At 45.6% G+C, this 15,012-nt stretch carries 14 protein-coding genes; 5 read left to right on the top strand and 9 right to left on the bottom strand.

Annotation, left to right across the window (positions count from 1 at the left end; all coding sequences use genetic code 11):
- Positions 1–15: 15 nt before the first annotated feature.
- Together QUA36_RS00880 and QUA36_RS00875 are read right to left on the bottom strand one after the other, a co-directional pair.
- Entirely contained in the window at positions 16–666 is a 651-nt protein-coding gene (locus QUA36_RS00880) for a glutathione S-transferase family protein (RefSeq protein ID WP_333454976.1), read from the bottom strand.
- A gap of 502 nt (positions 667–1,168) precedes the next feature.
- Entirely contained in the window at positions 1,169–1,426 is a 258-nt protein-coding gene (locus QUA36_RS00875; RefSeq protein ID WP_333454974.1) for a hypothetical protein, read from the bottom strand.
- Positions 1,427–1,624: 198 nt separating this feature from the next.
- Here QUA36_RS00875 and hisG point away from each other — a divergent pair, with 198 nt between their 5' ends.
- Complete coding sequence (hisG, locus tag QUA36_RS00870) at positions 1,625–2,269, top strand: ATP phosphoribosyltransferase (protein WP_333453657.1); 645 nt, start codon at positions 1,625–1,627, stop codon at positions 2,267–2,269.
- Positions 2,270–2,400: 131 nt separating this feature from the next.
- Here the strand turns inward: hisG and QUA36_RS00865 are convergent, their stop codons facing one another.
- The 3 genes from QUA36_RS00865 to QUA36_RS00855 form a co-directional block, all read right to left on the bottom strand.
- On the bottom strand, positions 2,401–3,873 hold the full coding sequence (locus tag QUA36_RS00865; protein WP_333454972.1) for a response regulator: 1,473 nt from the start codon (positions 3,871–3,873) through the stop codon (positions 2,401–2,403).
- Positions 3,874–4,099: 226 nt separating this feature from the next.
- Entirely contained in the window at positions 4,100–6,313 is a 2,214-nt protein-coding gene (locus QUA36_RS00860; RefSeq protein WP_333454970.1) for an ATP-binding protein, read from the bottom strand.
- 828 nt (positions 6,314–7,141) lie between these two features.
- Entirely contained in the window at positions 7,142–7,855 is a 714-nt protein-coding gene (locus QUA36_RS00855; protein ID WP_333159738.1) for a DUF1997 domain-containing protein, read from the bottom strand.
- Positions 7,856–7,976: 121 nt separating this feature from the next.
- Here QUA36_RS00855 and QUA36_RS00850 point away from each other — a divergent pair, with 121 nt between their 5' ends.
- Together QUA36_RS00850 and QUA36_RS00845 are read left to right on the top strand one after the other, a co-directional pair.
- Positions 7,977–8,636: an NAD(P)H-binding protein gene (locus QUA36_RS00850; protein ID WP_333159740.1), complete on the top strand. Its 660-nt coding sequence runs from the start codon at positions 7,977–7,979 to the stop codon at positions 8,634–8,636.
- A 322-nt stretch (positions 8,637–8,958) separates the two neighbouring features.
- On the top strand, positions 8,959–10,245 hold the full coding sequence (locus QUA36_RS00845) for a glycoside hydrolase family protein (RefSeq protein ID WP_333454967.1): 1,287 nt from the start codon (positions 8,959–8,961) through the stop codon (positions 10,243–10,245).
- Positions 10,246–10,381: 136 nt separating this feature from the next.
- Here QUA36_RS00845 and QUA36_RS00840 read toward each other — a convergent pair whose 3' ends face one another.
- The gene (locus tag QUA36_RS00840; protein ID WP_333454965.1) at positions 10,382–10,774 is read right to left on the bottom strand and encodes a hypothetical protein; all 393 of its coding nucleotides are present in this window, start codon (positions 10,772–10,774) and stop codon (positions 10,382–10,384) included.
- Positions 10,775–11,029: 255 nt separating this feature from the next.
- Between QUA36_RS00840 and QUA36_RS00835 the strand changes: the two genes are divergently transcribed.
- Positions 11,030–11,230 carry a hypothetical protein gene (locus QUA36_RS00835; protein WP_333454963.1) on the top strand — a complete coding sequence of 67 codons (201 nt, stop codon included), beginning with the start codon at positions 11,030–11,032 and terminating at the stop codon, positions 11,228–11,230.
- Positions 11,231–11,484: 254 nt separating this feature from the next.
- Here the strand turns inward: QUA36_RS00835 and QUA36_RS00830 are convergent, their stop codons facing one another.
- Together QUA36_RS00830 and QUA36_RS00825 are read right to left on the bottom strand one after the other, a co-directional pair.
- On the bottom strand, positions 11,485–11,733 hold the full coding sequence (locus QUA36_RS00830) for a hypothetical protein (protein WP_333153951.1): 249 nt from the start codon (positions 11,731–11,733) through the stop codon (positions 11,485–11,487).
- 172 nt (positions 11,734–11,905) lie between these two features.
- Positions 11,906–12,250 carry a hypothetical protein gene (locus tag QUA36_RS00825; protein WP_015174589.1) on the bottom strand — a complete coding sequence of 115 codons (345 nt, stop codon included), beginning with the start codon at positions 12,248–12,250 and terminating at the stop codon, positions 11,906–11,908.
- A 207-nt stretch (positions 12,251–12,457) separates the two neighbouring features.
- Here QUA36_RS00825 and QUA36_RS00820 point away from each other — a divergent pair, with 207 nt between their 5' ends.
- Complete coding sequence (locus QUA36_RS00820) at positions 12,458–13,966, top strand: SGNH/GDSL hydrolase family protein (RefSeq protein WP_333454961.1); 1,509 nt, start codon at positions 12,458–12,460, stop codon at positions 13,964–13,966.
- Between the two features lie 167 nt (positions 13,967–14,133).
- On the opposite strand, the gene QUA36_RS00815 is transcribed toward QUA36_RS00820, so the two are convergent.
- Positions 14,134–14,949 carry an MlaE family lipid ABC transporter permease subunit gene (locus QUA36_RS00815; protein ID WP_333453194.1) on the bottom strand — a complete coding sequence of 272 codons (816 nt, stop codon included), beginning with the start codon at positions 14,947–14,949 and terminating at the stop codon, positions 14,134–14,136.
- Positions 14,950–15,012 lie beyond the last annotated feature (63 nt).

The following is a 15,012-nucleotide window of genomic DNA, read 5'->3' as shown; positions in this document are numbered from 1 at the left end:
GTAAACTGATTTTTGCTAGATTTTAATGTGTGGAATACTTTCCGTTTCGCTGCAAGCTGCTGCTAGCCATTCCTGGATTGCAGGCAAGGCAAAAATCGCATCCGCATAAGCTTTTGCTACTGAATCTAATTTGACTCCGTAGGTGATAAAACGCATGACAACGGGGGCAAACATAGCGTCAACAATTGTGAATTTTCCGAATAGCATATTGCCGCCTGTTCCGAATTTTTGGCGGCATTCGCGCCAAATGGCAAAGATGCGATGAATCTCTGCTTCTACACCGGGAGTCATCCCTTCTCCCGGATAGCGGTTGCGGCAGTCCATCGGCATATTGTCGCGCAAATTTTGGAACCCCGCGTGCATTTCGGCGCAGATGGAACGGGCGATCGCCCGTTCCGCTACATCGACCGGCCACAAATCATTAGCAAAGCGTTCTGCAACGTATTCGCAAATTGCTAAAGATTCCCACACTTTCAGATCGCCGTCGATTAAAACTGGTACTTTTCCCGAGGGAGAATAGCGCCGAATTTCTTCATGCGTTGTCGGCCAGTCTAAGGGGATTCTCACCTCGGCAAATTCCAGTCCAGCTTGTTTCATCGCCAGCCAAGCGCGCAGCGACCAAGAGGAATAATTTTTGTTGCCGATTACCAGAGTCAATTTGGTCATAATGTAGCTGTTAGCTATTTCCGATCGCCTGTGCAATTTTAAGTTTTAGAGTTGAATATACAAAAGCGTGACACACAATGGCGATCAGGCGATCGGCCCGTTTTCTGCACCAGCCTCTGCAAGCATTTTACCAAAAAATTGGGTCTAAAGCCCCGTCCTTCTAGGACGACTTTTTATTCTTGGTCGTGATAATATTGTAATGTGGCTAGGGTATTCAACCACATTAAAAACCCAGTCGCTGGAAGGCAACGCACCTTGAAAACTGAAGTTATGGGCTTGGGCGCAGAAAAGCTTGCGCGGGTAAAAACTTCGAGCAACAAGTACGCCTAGAAACCAGTATTTTGGGTTTTGAATTGTACCGTGGGGCACACGGGAACAAGACTCTGCAATGAGTCGAAAGCTTGAGGACAGAACCATCTCTGGTAAGTACAGGAAGCTGTACTTATTAAGTGGACTGAATGATACAAGAATCTCTGCCCTTCTAGGGCGGAGATTTGTCAAATTAACAGCCTCCCAGCGTTCCGCGTTTTTCTGCAAACTTCGATCGGGGGGCTTGATCGAACACGCTTGATTCCACATGGAACGAGAAGCCTCTGTCTCTGGGAACCCTGGCCTGGTTAGCACTAGGTACAGCTACTGTATAGTCCATTTCCTCCCTCTCTACACCACCGCCTGAGAGGATTTCATCTACTGTAATCTTTTTCAGGGAATCCGAGTCTACACTGTGAAAATTTCCGTCAAATTCTTGATTGTTTTCCATACCGACCGCCATTGAAAAACGTGACGAAATAAAAACTTACTAAATATAATATATACCCAAACAAAGGATTTAGCAATACCCGAAATTTATTTTTAGCTATGAACTCTATGTGTTATTCTGAGTTTGGCAAAAGCTGTTTCTGCTTAGACCGCGATCGCCCCCTTCCAAAATTTAGAAATTTACACTCTAAAAATTGACATGATTACTGTTGCACTTCCCAAAGGCGGACTGTTAGGAGATAGCATTCGGCTGTTTAAATCGGTTGGCTTAGACTTCAGTGCTTTTCTCGATTCCTCTAACCGACAACTTCAAATTTATGACCCGACAGGCACTGCCAAAGCTTTGCTAGTAAGGACGCATGACGTACCGGTTTATGTGGAATACGGTCAAGCAGATTTGGGGATTGCTGGCTATGATGTTTTGCGGGAAAAAAAGCCGAAAGTTGCCAATTTAATTGATTTAAAATTTGGCAAGTGTCGGCTGTCGGTGGCGGTGAAAGGATCTAGTTCTTATCGACGAACTGTGGATTTACCTCCTCACGGTAGAGTTGCTTCTAAGTTTGTACACTGTGCAAGGGAATATTTTCACAATTTAAATTTGCCGGTGGAAATTGTGCCACTTTACGGTTCTGTGGAGTTAGGGCCGATTACGGGTATGTCGGAGGCAATTGTGGATTTGGTTTCGACTGGCAAAACTTTGCGGGAAAATGGTTTGGTCGAAATTGATGTTTTATTTGAAAGTTCGGCTTATTTGATCGGTCATCCTTTGAGTTATCGTTTGAATGCAGGGGGGGTTAATGAGTTAATCGAGAAGTTGAGAGAGCAAGTTTTGACGGCTGTTTGATGCTAACTCCAATTAGAGTAGACTTATTGGATAAATCTTTCATTGATAGGGAAACCACAGACGCAACGCAGGATAGTTGGAGACTTTTGCAATAGGTCTAAACTATTTTAGGGCGGGCACGCGAGCCCGCCCTAAAAGTTAAATCCTTCTGAGCTGCTATTTGCAGGTATAAAACCTAGTTTTTCCTGGCAGCGATTTATATAAAAACGCACAACTGTATCCGCAGGGTTTTGTTCGATTAGTTGCTGAAAATATCCCAAGGCGGCGACAAATCTTTCGGATTGCCATCCTTGAATTCCTTTGTCAAATAAACTCTGGGTAAGCTGTTTGGTCTCAGAGTCGGGACAAGAGGCGGCCCAGATTTCGTAGATTTCAATAGCTTCCTGCTTGCCGCGCGGGGTTACTCGATCGATCCAGCGATAGTAATAATTGTTGCTGGGTAAATAGCTGTCAGCAGCAGTCGCCCCAGAAGTAGAAATCATACTCTCCTGTGTTTCCACTTCTAAGTCGCACTTTAATAATAAACTTTCTTTCGAGTGGGAGTTGGAACTTATGCCATTTAGAAATTCTCTCGCATGAACGATCGCATTTTCGCTAACAATAATTTGGCAACCGTATATTTTAGTTAAATTTTCTAACCGAGAAGCTGTATTTACCACATCGCCGATGACTGTAGAGTCCATGCGGCGATCGGAACCTAAAGTGCCGATCATGCCGATACCTGTGTTAATTCCGGTACCAATATTGACGGGAGATTCTAAGTTGTATTTGTGGCGACTGGCATTAAATTCTTGCAAAGTTTCTTGCATTGCTACTGCGGCTTCGATCGCGTCCATGGCGTGAGAATTGGGCTTGTCAAATACTGCCATGATGGCATCGCCTAGGTATTTGTCAATAAACCCGCAGTGAGACGTGATGCACTCGTTCATTTTAGTAAAAAAAGCGTTCAACCATTCAAAAGTCTCGCGAGCTTGTTGAGATTCCGCGATCGTAGTAAACCCGCGAATGTCACAAAATAAAACTGTCAGCTCTTCTTCTGTGACATTGCCCAACTGAATAGATTCTATTCCTTGCGGCGCAATTCGTTCGAGAAGTTGCTCTGGCACAAATAGCTGAAATTTTTCTGAAAGATATTCGTTGGCTTCCCAAGCTGCGGCGATTTGGCGTTTGCTTTGCTCTTTTACCTGCTGGTGGAATTGGGAAGATACAGCTTGCGATCGCATTTGACTCAACTGCAAAACATTTTCAACTTTGGCCAGCAACAAACGACTGTTAAAAGGCTTTGTCAAATAATCATCTGCCATCATTTCTAACCCTTTGATGCGAGAGGTATCGTCATCGAGGGCAGTTAAAAAAATTACCGGTACAGTTTGCAATGCCGTATCCTTCCGCAGGATCTCGCACACATCAAAGCCGTCCATCTCCGGCATCATAATATCTAATAAAATTAAATCAGGTCGAGAGGCGCGGGCGAGGGAGAGCGCTTCATCGCCAGATAGTGCTGATACTGTAGCGTATCCTTTCATGAGCAATAACTCTTCCAGTAAAGTCAGATTAGCTGGCTCGTCATCAACCAACATGATGCAGGGCGACTTGTTTGACATGGAATATGATATAATATATCGAATTTAGCTCGGCAGTTGCGCGTGAGGAAGCTCGAAAACTGGTTGATTTGTATATTTCTCCTTACTAAACTCGATATTTTTCGTAGGAACAGGCTTTCGGAGGCAAGTGCGGGCAAGTCATATAGATATTTATCTACTATTGAGTTTAACCTTTGTTGTTATCAATTATCATAAATGGCAGTGCTGGAACTGCAAATAATTATTGTTAGCCGAGAAAAGAACGGACAGTAGCGATCGCCAAATTCAAATCCAGTGGCTTGCTCAAATAAGCAGAAGCGCCAGCTTCCAAACATCGCTCACTGTCACCGGGCATCGCCATCGCCGTCACCGCAATCATCGGTACCGAATCCCAGACAGGATCTGCTTTAACTCGGCGCATCAACTCAAAGCCGTCAACATCCGGCAACTGAATGTCCATCAAAATCAAATCCGGCAGCAACTCCGGGGCTGCAGAGGCGGCGAGAATACGATCGGCCATCGCCTTCCCATCCGCGAGTATCTCTACCCCGTACCCCTCCAATTCCATCACCTCAGAAATTAACATTTGGTTAAAAGGCTGGTCTTCGACAACCAAAATCCGCTTCCTAGCAATTGGTAAAGCAATCGCAGAAGCAGGAACTAACTTGGTATCCAAAGCACAAGAAGCAAAGTTTCCCAACTGTTGACGCATCTCCGTCAGCGGCAGCCAAACGCGGAAAAGACTTCCCCGATCGCAAACAGATTGAAAAGAAACAGTTCCCCCGTGCAATTCTGCCAGACGCTTAGTCAAAGCCAAACCCAAACCTGTACCTTCGTGGCGCCGAGTCAGGGAAGAATCCACCTGTTGAAAAGGTCGAAATAGCAAGTGCCAGCGGTCTTGAGGAATGCCGATGCCGGAGTCTTTCACCTCTAAACACAAATAAGGAGTGCTGGCATTTACAGGAGAACAATCCGGCCGGTAGTCGCCGTCTATTTCGCTGCCGTAGGCCAGACGCCCGCTGAGTTTAACTTGTCCCTGTTCGGGGGTAAATTTGATGGCATTGGAAAGTAAATTAATTACAATTTGTCGAACTCGCCGTTCGTCGAGCCAAACTTTAGTAATGCGGTAGTCGAGTTCTAAAGACAAACCAATTCGCTTTTTCTCGGCCCGTAGCTGCATCATTTTCAGACATTCTGTAGCGAGTTCTTGAACGCGAACAGGCTGTAAATTTAGTTCTACTTTCCCCGCTTCTATTTTAGAAAGATCGAGAATATCGTTGATTAGCTGCAACAAGTGCTGGCCGCTTTTTTCGATCAGATCTACATAGTTGATTTGTCGATCGCTCAACTGTCCGGCCGTTTGCCGCAGCAGCAAGTCAGAAAAGCCGAGAATGCTGTTGAGAGGCGTCCGCAATTCGTGGGACATTGACGCTAAAAACTCAGATTTCAACTGAGAAGAATACTCTAATTCTTCATTAACTTGGCGCAGGTTCTCTTGTGTCTGAGCCCGCTCGATCGCCGCCCCCAGAGTCCGGCAAGCAGCCTCCAGCACTTCTTGGTGGAGGGCGGTTTGTAGTTTTTTGACGTTGCGGGACTCCAGCGTCAGTACGCCGATAATTGTACCGTCGGTGGCTGCGATCGGAAAAATACCCAGTTGTCCAATTCCCGGATGCCGAAATTCCGGCACGGCATGGGGATGTTGGGCATAATCCTCGACAAACACAGGTTTACCAGTTTTCACCACTTCCCACAGCAAACCGATGCCGTAGGGAATGCCCTTGTCGAGCAATTCTTGCATTCCTGCGACTACAGGTTCCCCGTAAGTAGCCAAAAATTGACTAGAAACTTGGTTGCAAATCCCCGACGCTTGCCGATCGTTTCCCTTGCCATTAATCACCTTGACATCTCCGAAAGCTGCATTCATTGCCTCTACTAAATAGGTGAGGGCAAACTGACCTATTTCTTGCAAACTGTCAGATTTTTGCAGACGTTCGGTTAAACCTAAAAGAAACCTCAGCCGCCTGACTTCTGCGTTCAAGCTAGCTTGGGAGTTTTGGTATACCGTAACATCTCGAAATGTAAACAGCCGTCCGCCGCTGTTGGTAATCGTGGCGCACACCTCCAAACAAACCGCATTGGATTGCTCGAAATAAAATGATAAACTTTCATCCTGAGATTTTTCGAGTGCTTGCTGAAACTCTTGCCACTGCTGAACAGACAAGTAACCCCGATCGACAATTTCCGCAAACAACAAGTGGCACTTCGGCTTTGTTTCCAGCCATTCTGGGGACAGTCCCCAGATTCCCGCCAATTTTTTGTTAAACAAAACTAAGCAGTCAGACGAGTCGAACAGAGCGATCGCATTGTCTACTTGGTTGAGAATCAGTTCTTGGTCTGCCCTCAACTGGTGCAAGTCTCTCTCCATTTTCTCTGTGTGTGTACCTCTTAGTTTCGTTGTCATAACTTTCTAGGGATATGGCAAGAGTTCTTTGATAACTCTTCACTTAATGTTACATAATTTTACGTTTTTGGCAGTGAGGGGGATCGATCGGCCTTGTGATCTGAGACACTTGCTAGTTTCCTATGGCGATCGGAGCCACCTTTGAACTGCGTCGGCTACATTGCTTAATCATGAGGCAATAAGGATGGAAATCCTTATGACAGAAGCCGATTTTTTAAATAACAATGCTGTCGAAGTTGATGGCATTTGACTTGGAACTATTGTGTCCAACCCTGTGCTAAATTGACCTATCATAATAAAAACTAATTCCGCTGATAAGAAATCAGCATATAGCAATCCTCGCATCATTTGTAAATTTCTTACGGATTCCCAGCGGATTCGGGCAGGGTTGGGGTGGAGTAAAAAATTTACGACTCCTGCAAAGATTGCTATAGTTATTTGGATTAACTGCTCAAGGAAGTGTTGGATTCAAAAACATAGGCATAAGGCACGCCCTAAGCACTCGGAGACAGTGATATCAGTTTCAAAAAAGCAACTGTAGGCTCGTGTTCCCAACCCATACACAATCAGTTATTCCCCATAATTTAATCTAAACTTGTGCGACTGAGCGCTCACGCCGAAGTCTAAAATCTAAAATGGTATGAGTTATTACGATCGCACTTATGAGTAAGGTGTGCAGTGCACACCCTACAAATGTGAGTTAAGCTAATCCGCATTTAAATGGCAGAGTAAAATAAATCTTTACTCTTGTGGGGAGTAGGGGTTGGGCAGGAACTCCCGCACTTAACATACAATTTAAATGCACAACAGCTTAGAGCGTAAGTATTGTTAATGTTTCTTAGGATTTTTCGGAAAAGGAATGCCCAAACTTTCGTGAAAAACAACCTGAGTTTTATAAGTCAAGCGCCGGTTAACTTGTTTGATAATTTTTTCCAAAAGCGCATCGCCGGTTTTTTCTATTAAAGGTTGAGACATCGATCGAATAAACTTGGGAAAGCAAACCCCCACAGCCAAATCCAGCTTCCACGTAGCGCTGGTAATCGCAGGCGGCAGTTTAGCACGTTCCGAACTCGGCCAATCGGCGGCAAACTCCTGAGACGGTATCTCCACTAGCTTCATTGCCGATCGAAAATCCACTTCATACCCAGGCGAGGTATAATTCGGAACCGGAATAGTCTTAATCAAATAGCAGCCTTCAGCGTCAGGTGGCAGCAACTCTAAACCAATTCTCGCCTCAACGCGGTAGCCGAAAGCCCCAAAACGCCCGATTAATAAATCATAGCCGTTTTCGCCGATCGGCTCGGCCTTCATCGGCGAAGCGCACTGGCAAAACCAAGTCTTGTGGTTGTTCAAATGCTTCGCCACCGTCTCCGCATCGGCGTACATCTCCATGCTGTCTTCAAAATGCGTGTGAAACCAAATCGGCTCAACTTCCTCTCCTGCATCCGCGCTGCCACTTTCGGGCTGTTGGAAACTCGCATCTGGGTAGTAATTTTCGTCAGAAGCTTCAACTGTTTGATATTCAGCGGAATCCTGCTTCATATTATGCTCTCCTGTTATACACGCCAATCAATCTGGTTGGGGATGTGTTAAGGGAGTTTCCTCCCTACAATTGAGAAATTGATAGTAACAAAACTTACCCTAGTTCAGCATAACTCGACATATGAAAGCATTTGTAGCAGGAGCCACAGGTCAGACTGGCCGCCGCATCGTCGCAGAATTGGTCAAGCGAGGTATTCCCGTGCGCGCCTTAGTCCGAAATCTAGACACAGCTAGACAAATTTTACCACCGGAGGCTGAGTTAGTGATCGGGGATGTATTAAATGCGACTTCCCTGGGCGATGCGATCGGCGATAGTACGGTATTGCTGTGCGCGACAGGGGCGGCCCCTGGTTTTGACCCCACAGCGCCTTACAAGGTGGATTTTGAAGGTACTAAAAATTTGGTGGATGCAGCCAAGGCTAAGGGAATTGAGCATTTTGTGCTTGTGACTTCTCTGTGTGTCTCTCAGTTTTTTCACCCGCTGAATTTGTTTTGGCTGATTCTGGTTTGGAAAAAGCAAGCCGAGGAATATTTGCAAAAAAGCGGCCTAACTTATACGATCGTCCGTCCGGGCGGTCTCAAAAATGAGGATAATTCAGATGCGATCGTCATGACTGGTGCCGACAAAATGTTTGAGAGCAGCATTCCCCGCACTAAGGTAGCCCAAGTGTGCGTGGAGGCGCTGTTTCAGCCGACTTCTCGCAACAAGGTTGTGGAAATTGTGGCGAAGTCGGAGGCTCCGCAAAAGAGTTTTGAGGAGTTGTTTGCCAGTGTGATTTGATTGAATTAGCCTCGCTTGGGTTCGGTGCGTCAGACAAAAAACAATTTGATTTGGATCGGAGATGTTGCACCATTGTCAAGAACAGGCTGTCCGGCCTGTTCCACAAAAAGTGCATTTTCTTGTGGGGAGTAGGGGTTGGGCAGGAGAGGCCGCCCAAAAAAGGCTTATCCTGCCCGCCCAAAAAAGGCTTATCGAGAATGGTGCAAGATGTGATTTGGGTCAAAGATTGGGGCTGACGCACCCTACAACTATTTTCCGATCGCCAAATCTGGCAAAATCTTAATAGTTTTACGATTCGCCGTTGCAATTTCCCTCTCTCAGCATGAAAACTCTCAAGTGGCCAGCTTGGCTCCCCTATCCGATTTCGTGGTTAAGGGCATTTGCTCTCGCTCAGAGTTTTAGTTTTGTCCTTCGCAGGGGCATTCCTTTTATCAGCGACAATATCGGCTTTCTGACTCTACTGCTGGCGGCTTGGCTGATTCAGTTGCCTGTGTTTTTTGTGTTTCACTTGTTCGCCGTCAAAATCTTAAATCCCTTACTAATTATGCTGCCGGGGCGCTTTCGCGTTGCGCGCAAGTTCAAGCGCAGGCACATTGGTATTCGATCGCACTTGCGAGAAGGCTTGAATGCTGTTGTAGTGATTTTTTTTGCATTTAATCTGTCGTTGTTGGTACAATTTGCGATTTTTTATTGGCCAGCGCGATCGATCAATCCGGCCCAGTTACTAACAGGAATATCTACTCTGACAAATGTTGCCGTAGCCGGTGAATTAGATTTCTGGCTGATTAAATTGGCGGGGGTTTTATCGAGTCTAACGCTGGTAGCCGCGCCGCTATATCAATACGATTTTCGGGTGCGCCGGATGCGGGTGGCTCGAAAATGGGTTGAAATTTCGGAAATGGAAATGAGTTGGCTAGAAGCTGAGAAATTGAGCCATCGCAAAAGAGGTTTGCTGAGGCGATCGGAGATTCAAATCCTCGGATTTATACTTTTAATCGGCGCTGTGATTGGCGGCGGTGTTTTTTTTGTTGACAGTTTGCGGGGAAATCAGCAGTTGTCGCAGTCGGTAAGCGGGGTGGGAAAATTCCCGCCGCTGGCTATTAAAACCGGCGATCCTTACATTCGGGCGTTGATGCGTACTATTTCTGCTAGCGAGTCGAATGTTTCTCGCCCTTATCACGTTGTTTACGGTGGCAAATATATATTAGATTTGAGCCGCCATCCTGACTGGTGCGTGAAGATTGTTAATGGCCCGAATCGAGGCAGGTGTACTACCGCTGCGGGCAGGTATCAATTTCTGACTTCGACTTGGAAGGAGAAGGCTAAGCGCTATCAGGCGCGTCGTGCTAATTTTTTGTTCTGGGAAGATTACAGTTTTGAACCAGAAGATCAGGATGCTGTGGTTTATGCTTGGTTGAGCGATCGCAAGTTTTGGAAAGCTGATATTCCTGAGATGTTGCGGCAGGAAAGATTAACTGAGGTATTGCGGATGCTTTCGGGAACTTGGACGAGTTTGGGATATGGAATTGAGAACAACTCTATGAGTTCTCGTTTGCCGAAAGTATACCGGGAAATGCTGCGGGAAGAATTGGAAAATGCTGGTTCTTAGGGAGTTAAATGTTGGCTGTTGACTGTTGACTGTTGACTGTTGACTGTTGACTGTTAACTGTTAACTGTTAACGAATGTCATTGGTTATTAACAAGCCAAAGCGATTAAGAAATAACCACTAACAAGTAACCAATAACTATTCCTTCAATTCGGGTAAAAATGCTGTCAAACATTTGTACAATTCTAATCCTGGCCCTGCTTGCAGGGGATAAAGCCTGTCGAAATTAATGGGGTTTCCCGGTGCTAATTTCCACTCGGTTTGCTGTGCTGTTTTTGGGGAAATTTCGATCGCTATCGTGATGTTAATAATGTTGTTTTGCTGGGGGATGCCCCGGAAGCAGTAACTTTTGCCCGTGCGTTTGTCTGAATCGCTGCCGGTGATGTATCTGTCTTGTTTGCGAAACTGGATTTCTCTGAAAGGTTGATCGATTGCAAAGGAGTCTCGGTAGCGGTAGTCTCCGTCGCGCAAGCTTTCGACAGTCGGCCTGATTTGAGTTATGACTGTTGCTGGATTAAGAGTTAGCATCATTGATCCACGTTCCTCCTATAAAATTGGTGATTTTGCTGCCTGGTGGCTGAGTCGCTGTGGGCGATCGGCTGAAACAGGATGAGCCTGTAACAAATTAATAAGAGTTATTATGCAGTTTTACTTGATCCCTGCCTCTGGTAAATAATTATTTCATAGTTTTCTCTCTGTTACCTATCTGAGTAATAATAAAAATATTGAGCCAAGCCCTGAGAAACTTTACGAACCCATATCTAGGGATTAATTGAGGATACTGCTATGTTGTGCGTGACGCGAGAAACAAAAAGTTTAGGGCGGGTTGAAACCGGAAATTCCCAACGGCGAGGCTCTTTCACATCTGCGTCTAAAGGTACCCGTATTCTCCGATCGCGAGTTTACAAAGATGAGGCTCTGGTGTCGGCTGCGCTAGCGGGACTGCCAGCTCTTTTGGCATCCCTCGAAAGCTTTCGCGAGGAGTAGAACCTGGCATTTTCTATTGCTATATATGGCGCGTGGATGCTTGTGATAGCCGCTGCCAAACGAGCAGGGGCTGTTTTGATTTCAACTAAAATCCTCCTCGATTTGATTATAGTTTTGCTGTGCTGAACTATTGCAAGACTCAGAAACCTGGTTGTTTATACACAAACATTTTTACAGCCCTTTGTTATGGTATGAAAAATGGTATAAAAACCAGGTTTATTGGTATGTGTCCGTAAGTCTTGTGTTTACAAAATTTATTTGTCAGTGTCATCGGGTGCGATCGATGCCTCTACCTCTTGGGAGGAACGGCTTAACATAGAGTCGTGCAGGTGTTCGTTGTGCTGCCTTTCTTGAGCCATTAATTCTCTGGCTTTTTCTTCAGCAATTCCCTCCCCATGTGTTTCTAGCTCGTGGGAGGAACGATTGAGCATAGATTCGTGCAAGTGTTCGCTATGCTGCCTTTCTCGTGCAATTAGTTGTCTAGCTTTTTCTTCGGCGTTCATGGTAGTCTCTCCAAGTGTTTGTGAGAACTGATTATTATATTAAGATGCCACAATTAGAGGGTAAATGTAGCAAGATTAACATAAAATTTTACAAATAATTGTAGAAAAAAAATGTAGAAGAAAAATTGAGTTTGCTGGCGGTGGGTATTGGGTTCGGTGGTTGCTGAGCTAATTATTGCCAGACGCCGGAAAATATATTTTTGACTGCGATCGCAATTCGATTTAAGTCTTCCTTCAGCAGCGGTGGCCAAGAAACTCCTCTGCGGAGTCCTGCTTCAAATTGTTGCAAACCTTCTACTGAGAGTAAATGCAGTGCCGAGATTAATTGTCGATCGAGCATTGGAGATTCTTGCAGCCCTTCAAACAATATTTTTAAAGCTAATAAAATCGATGTCACCTGTCCGGGTACGGGCGGTTGACCTTGTTTGAGACGCATCAGGAAGGCGTCGGGATTTTTCTTGGTTTCCAAGGCGGTTCCTTGGTCGATCAGAAAACTGCGGGCTGTTTTGTAATCCATTTGACGTGCGATCGATCTCCTGCAATTAATTAGCTGGCATTATATCACTTTTTGTCGCGCTCAATTTGGTAAGATATTTCCATACAGCCTACACTACAGCTACTGGTGAGATGCGCCCATAAGCACGCTACAGCTACTGATTAGAGGCGTAGCATTCATCCCACAGTCGCCTTGAGCGAAGTGAAACGGACAAGAAAAAATAGAACAATGGCAAAACACCAAGGAAATAGCAGAAAATCCAAGATTTATCGCTACTTGTGGCTGCTTTTTTTGTGTCTGAGCTTTCTGTTAGTTCCGCTCATCAAAAAAATAGCTGCCGATACGCCATTCCCCCCACCCGCTCCTATTGAAAATAGTGCTACTTTTGGAGCGAGGATTCCAAGGACGATGGGGCTACTTGCTGCTAGCACTCCAACAGACCGCCGCCAAGTGCGTATCCTATTCTACGGTCAATCCATCACTCAGCAAGATTGGTGGCAAGATGTAGTGAAGGATTTGAAACAGCGATTTCCCAATGCAGATTTGATTGTGGAAAATCGGGCAATCGGAGGATTTGCCGCCCCCATTTTAATCCGTCCCAGCGAACACGATTTGTATCCTTTTTATCCAGACTTGCTAATTTTTCACGTCTACGGAGGCGGTGAAGATTACGAAGCCATAATTGCCAATGTCCGCAGCCGCACTGCTAGCGAAATACTCTTGCATTCAGACCACATCGACTGGATGCCGACAGGCAACAGCGACGATCCAAATTCAGTCAGCAGATACGAATGGCACAACACTCATTCTACTAAATGGCTGCCGGAGTTAGCCGATAAATACGGCTGCGAAATCGCCGAAATTCGCGAACCTTGGCGCAGGTATTTGAAAGACAATCGCTTGCAGCCACAACAGCTATTGAGCGACAGCGTTCACCTCAACGATTGGGGAAATTTTCTCCTAGCTGCTCTGATAAAACCGCACCTGCGATACAATCCGAATGCTGCCCAACCGCCGCAGGATTTAGTAAAAACCTACACAGTTGGCAGCGATGTTAAGTGGCAAGATGGCAAGTTGGTTTTAGAATTTGAAGGAAATAGAATAGATGCGATCGCCGATAAAAACTTCAACGGCAAGGCAATTTCTGCTAAAATTGCGATCGACGGCAAAAAACCCTCAGAATTTCCTGAACTTTACAGCATCACCAGACCTAGCGCTAGTCCTGGCGTCGGTTGGCCAGCAATCATCCAAGTATCCAGCCAAAAACCGCTAATCGTCGAAGATTGGAAAGCCATAATTACTGAGATTAACAGCGACGCCAGCAAGTTTAAATTTGACGTTGTAGGTTCTAAAACAGGTTACGACGGCAGCGGTACAAACGACGAAATGTTTGTCTCCAACTCCGGCCGCGTCGTGATTGAACCGAGAAACTGGTGGCTGCAAAAAGCCTATGAACACTCTAAAAAACCGACGCCAAAAGGATTTGAGATTTCTTGGCAGGTGCGACCAATGTTTGTTGATTCATACATTCCGCCAAAGATTGCAGATTCAAGCCGTGAGTATTCTACAACATTGGCTCAGAATTTGAGCAACTCCAAACACACCCTCGAAATCGTCCCCGAAACAGATGGGAAAGTTCCAATCCAGGCAATTCGAGTGTATCGCCCTCCTTTCTCCAATCTAAAATCTCAAGTGGAGAGTTTTAAACCGCAAATATCAGCGGATGAACAGGGATGAACGCTGATGCAATTTTATCAGCGTTTATTTGCGTTCATCTGCGGTTAAAAAAATCTTCATGTTGATTTTTTTATAGCAATCGCCTTGGCGGCGTAGGGCGTTGATGATTGTTCAAACGCTTAATATTTAAGCATCTTGACTCCTGACTCCTGCTATAATCGCCAAGATTATAAAGTTCTAGGAATCCCCAACTCCTGAGACATCAACAGCGATAAACATAAATCCGCCATAAAAATCAACACCCAAGAAGTTACCACCGCCGCCGTGGCAGCTTGGCCTACTCCTTTCCCTCCGCCCACCGTCGTCAATCCCCAACCGCAACCGACAAGGGCAATTATCAACCCAAAAATAAAACTTTTAATCGCCACAGTTACTAAATCCCAAGGCGCCAAAAAAGTCCGCACCGATTCCAAAAATACCGACGGTTCCAAATTATAAAAATTAACCGCTACAAATAGCCCGCCCAAAATCCCCACCGCTACCGCAAAAATTGTTAAAATCGGCAGCATGATGCAGCAAGCTATCACCCTCGGCACTACTAAATAATCAACCGGATTTGTTCTTAACATATACAGGGCGTCTATTTGTTCCGTCACCTGCATTTCTCCTATCTCCGCCGCAAAGGCCGAACCTACTTGTCCCGCCACCACGCCCCCCGTTAAAAGCGGTGCTAATTCCCCACAAAATGCCACAGCAAAAGGACCTCCCACCGCCTCAACCGCGCCAAAGCGAACCAATTCTCGGGCGGATTGAAAGGTAAAAATCATGCCCCCAAAAAAGGCTATTAGCAGCACGGATCGCAAAGAATCCAGGCCTACCGTTACTAAATGTTCCATGATTTTGCGACGGTCAATTTTGCCTTGGACTATGCGTAGCAGCACTTGGCCGCCCAGGAACAAGGTCACAAAAAAACGCTGAAACCACCTGTTATTGAAGGTTTCATCTAAATGTCGATCGTGCTTTTCTTGGTATTTTTTAACCAATGACTGATGGCTCGCGATTAATTGCAAACAGGGCGAAGCACTGCCACAGAGAGATTTTCGGCA

This window comes from Microcoleus sp. Pol10D4 (genome assembly GCF_036701555.1).
GTDB lineage: Bacteria > Cyanobacteriota > Cyanobacteriia > Cyanobacteriales > Microcoleaceae > Microcoleus.
Note: the sequence above shows the minus strand (reverse complement) of the source record. Positions and strands in the feature narration are given on the sequence as shown.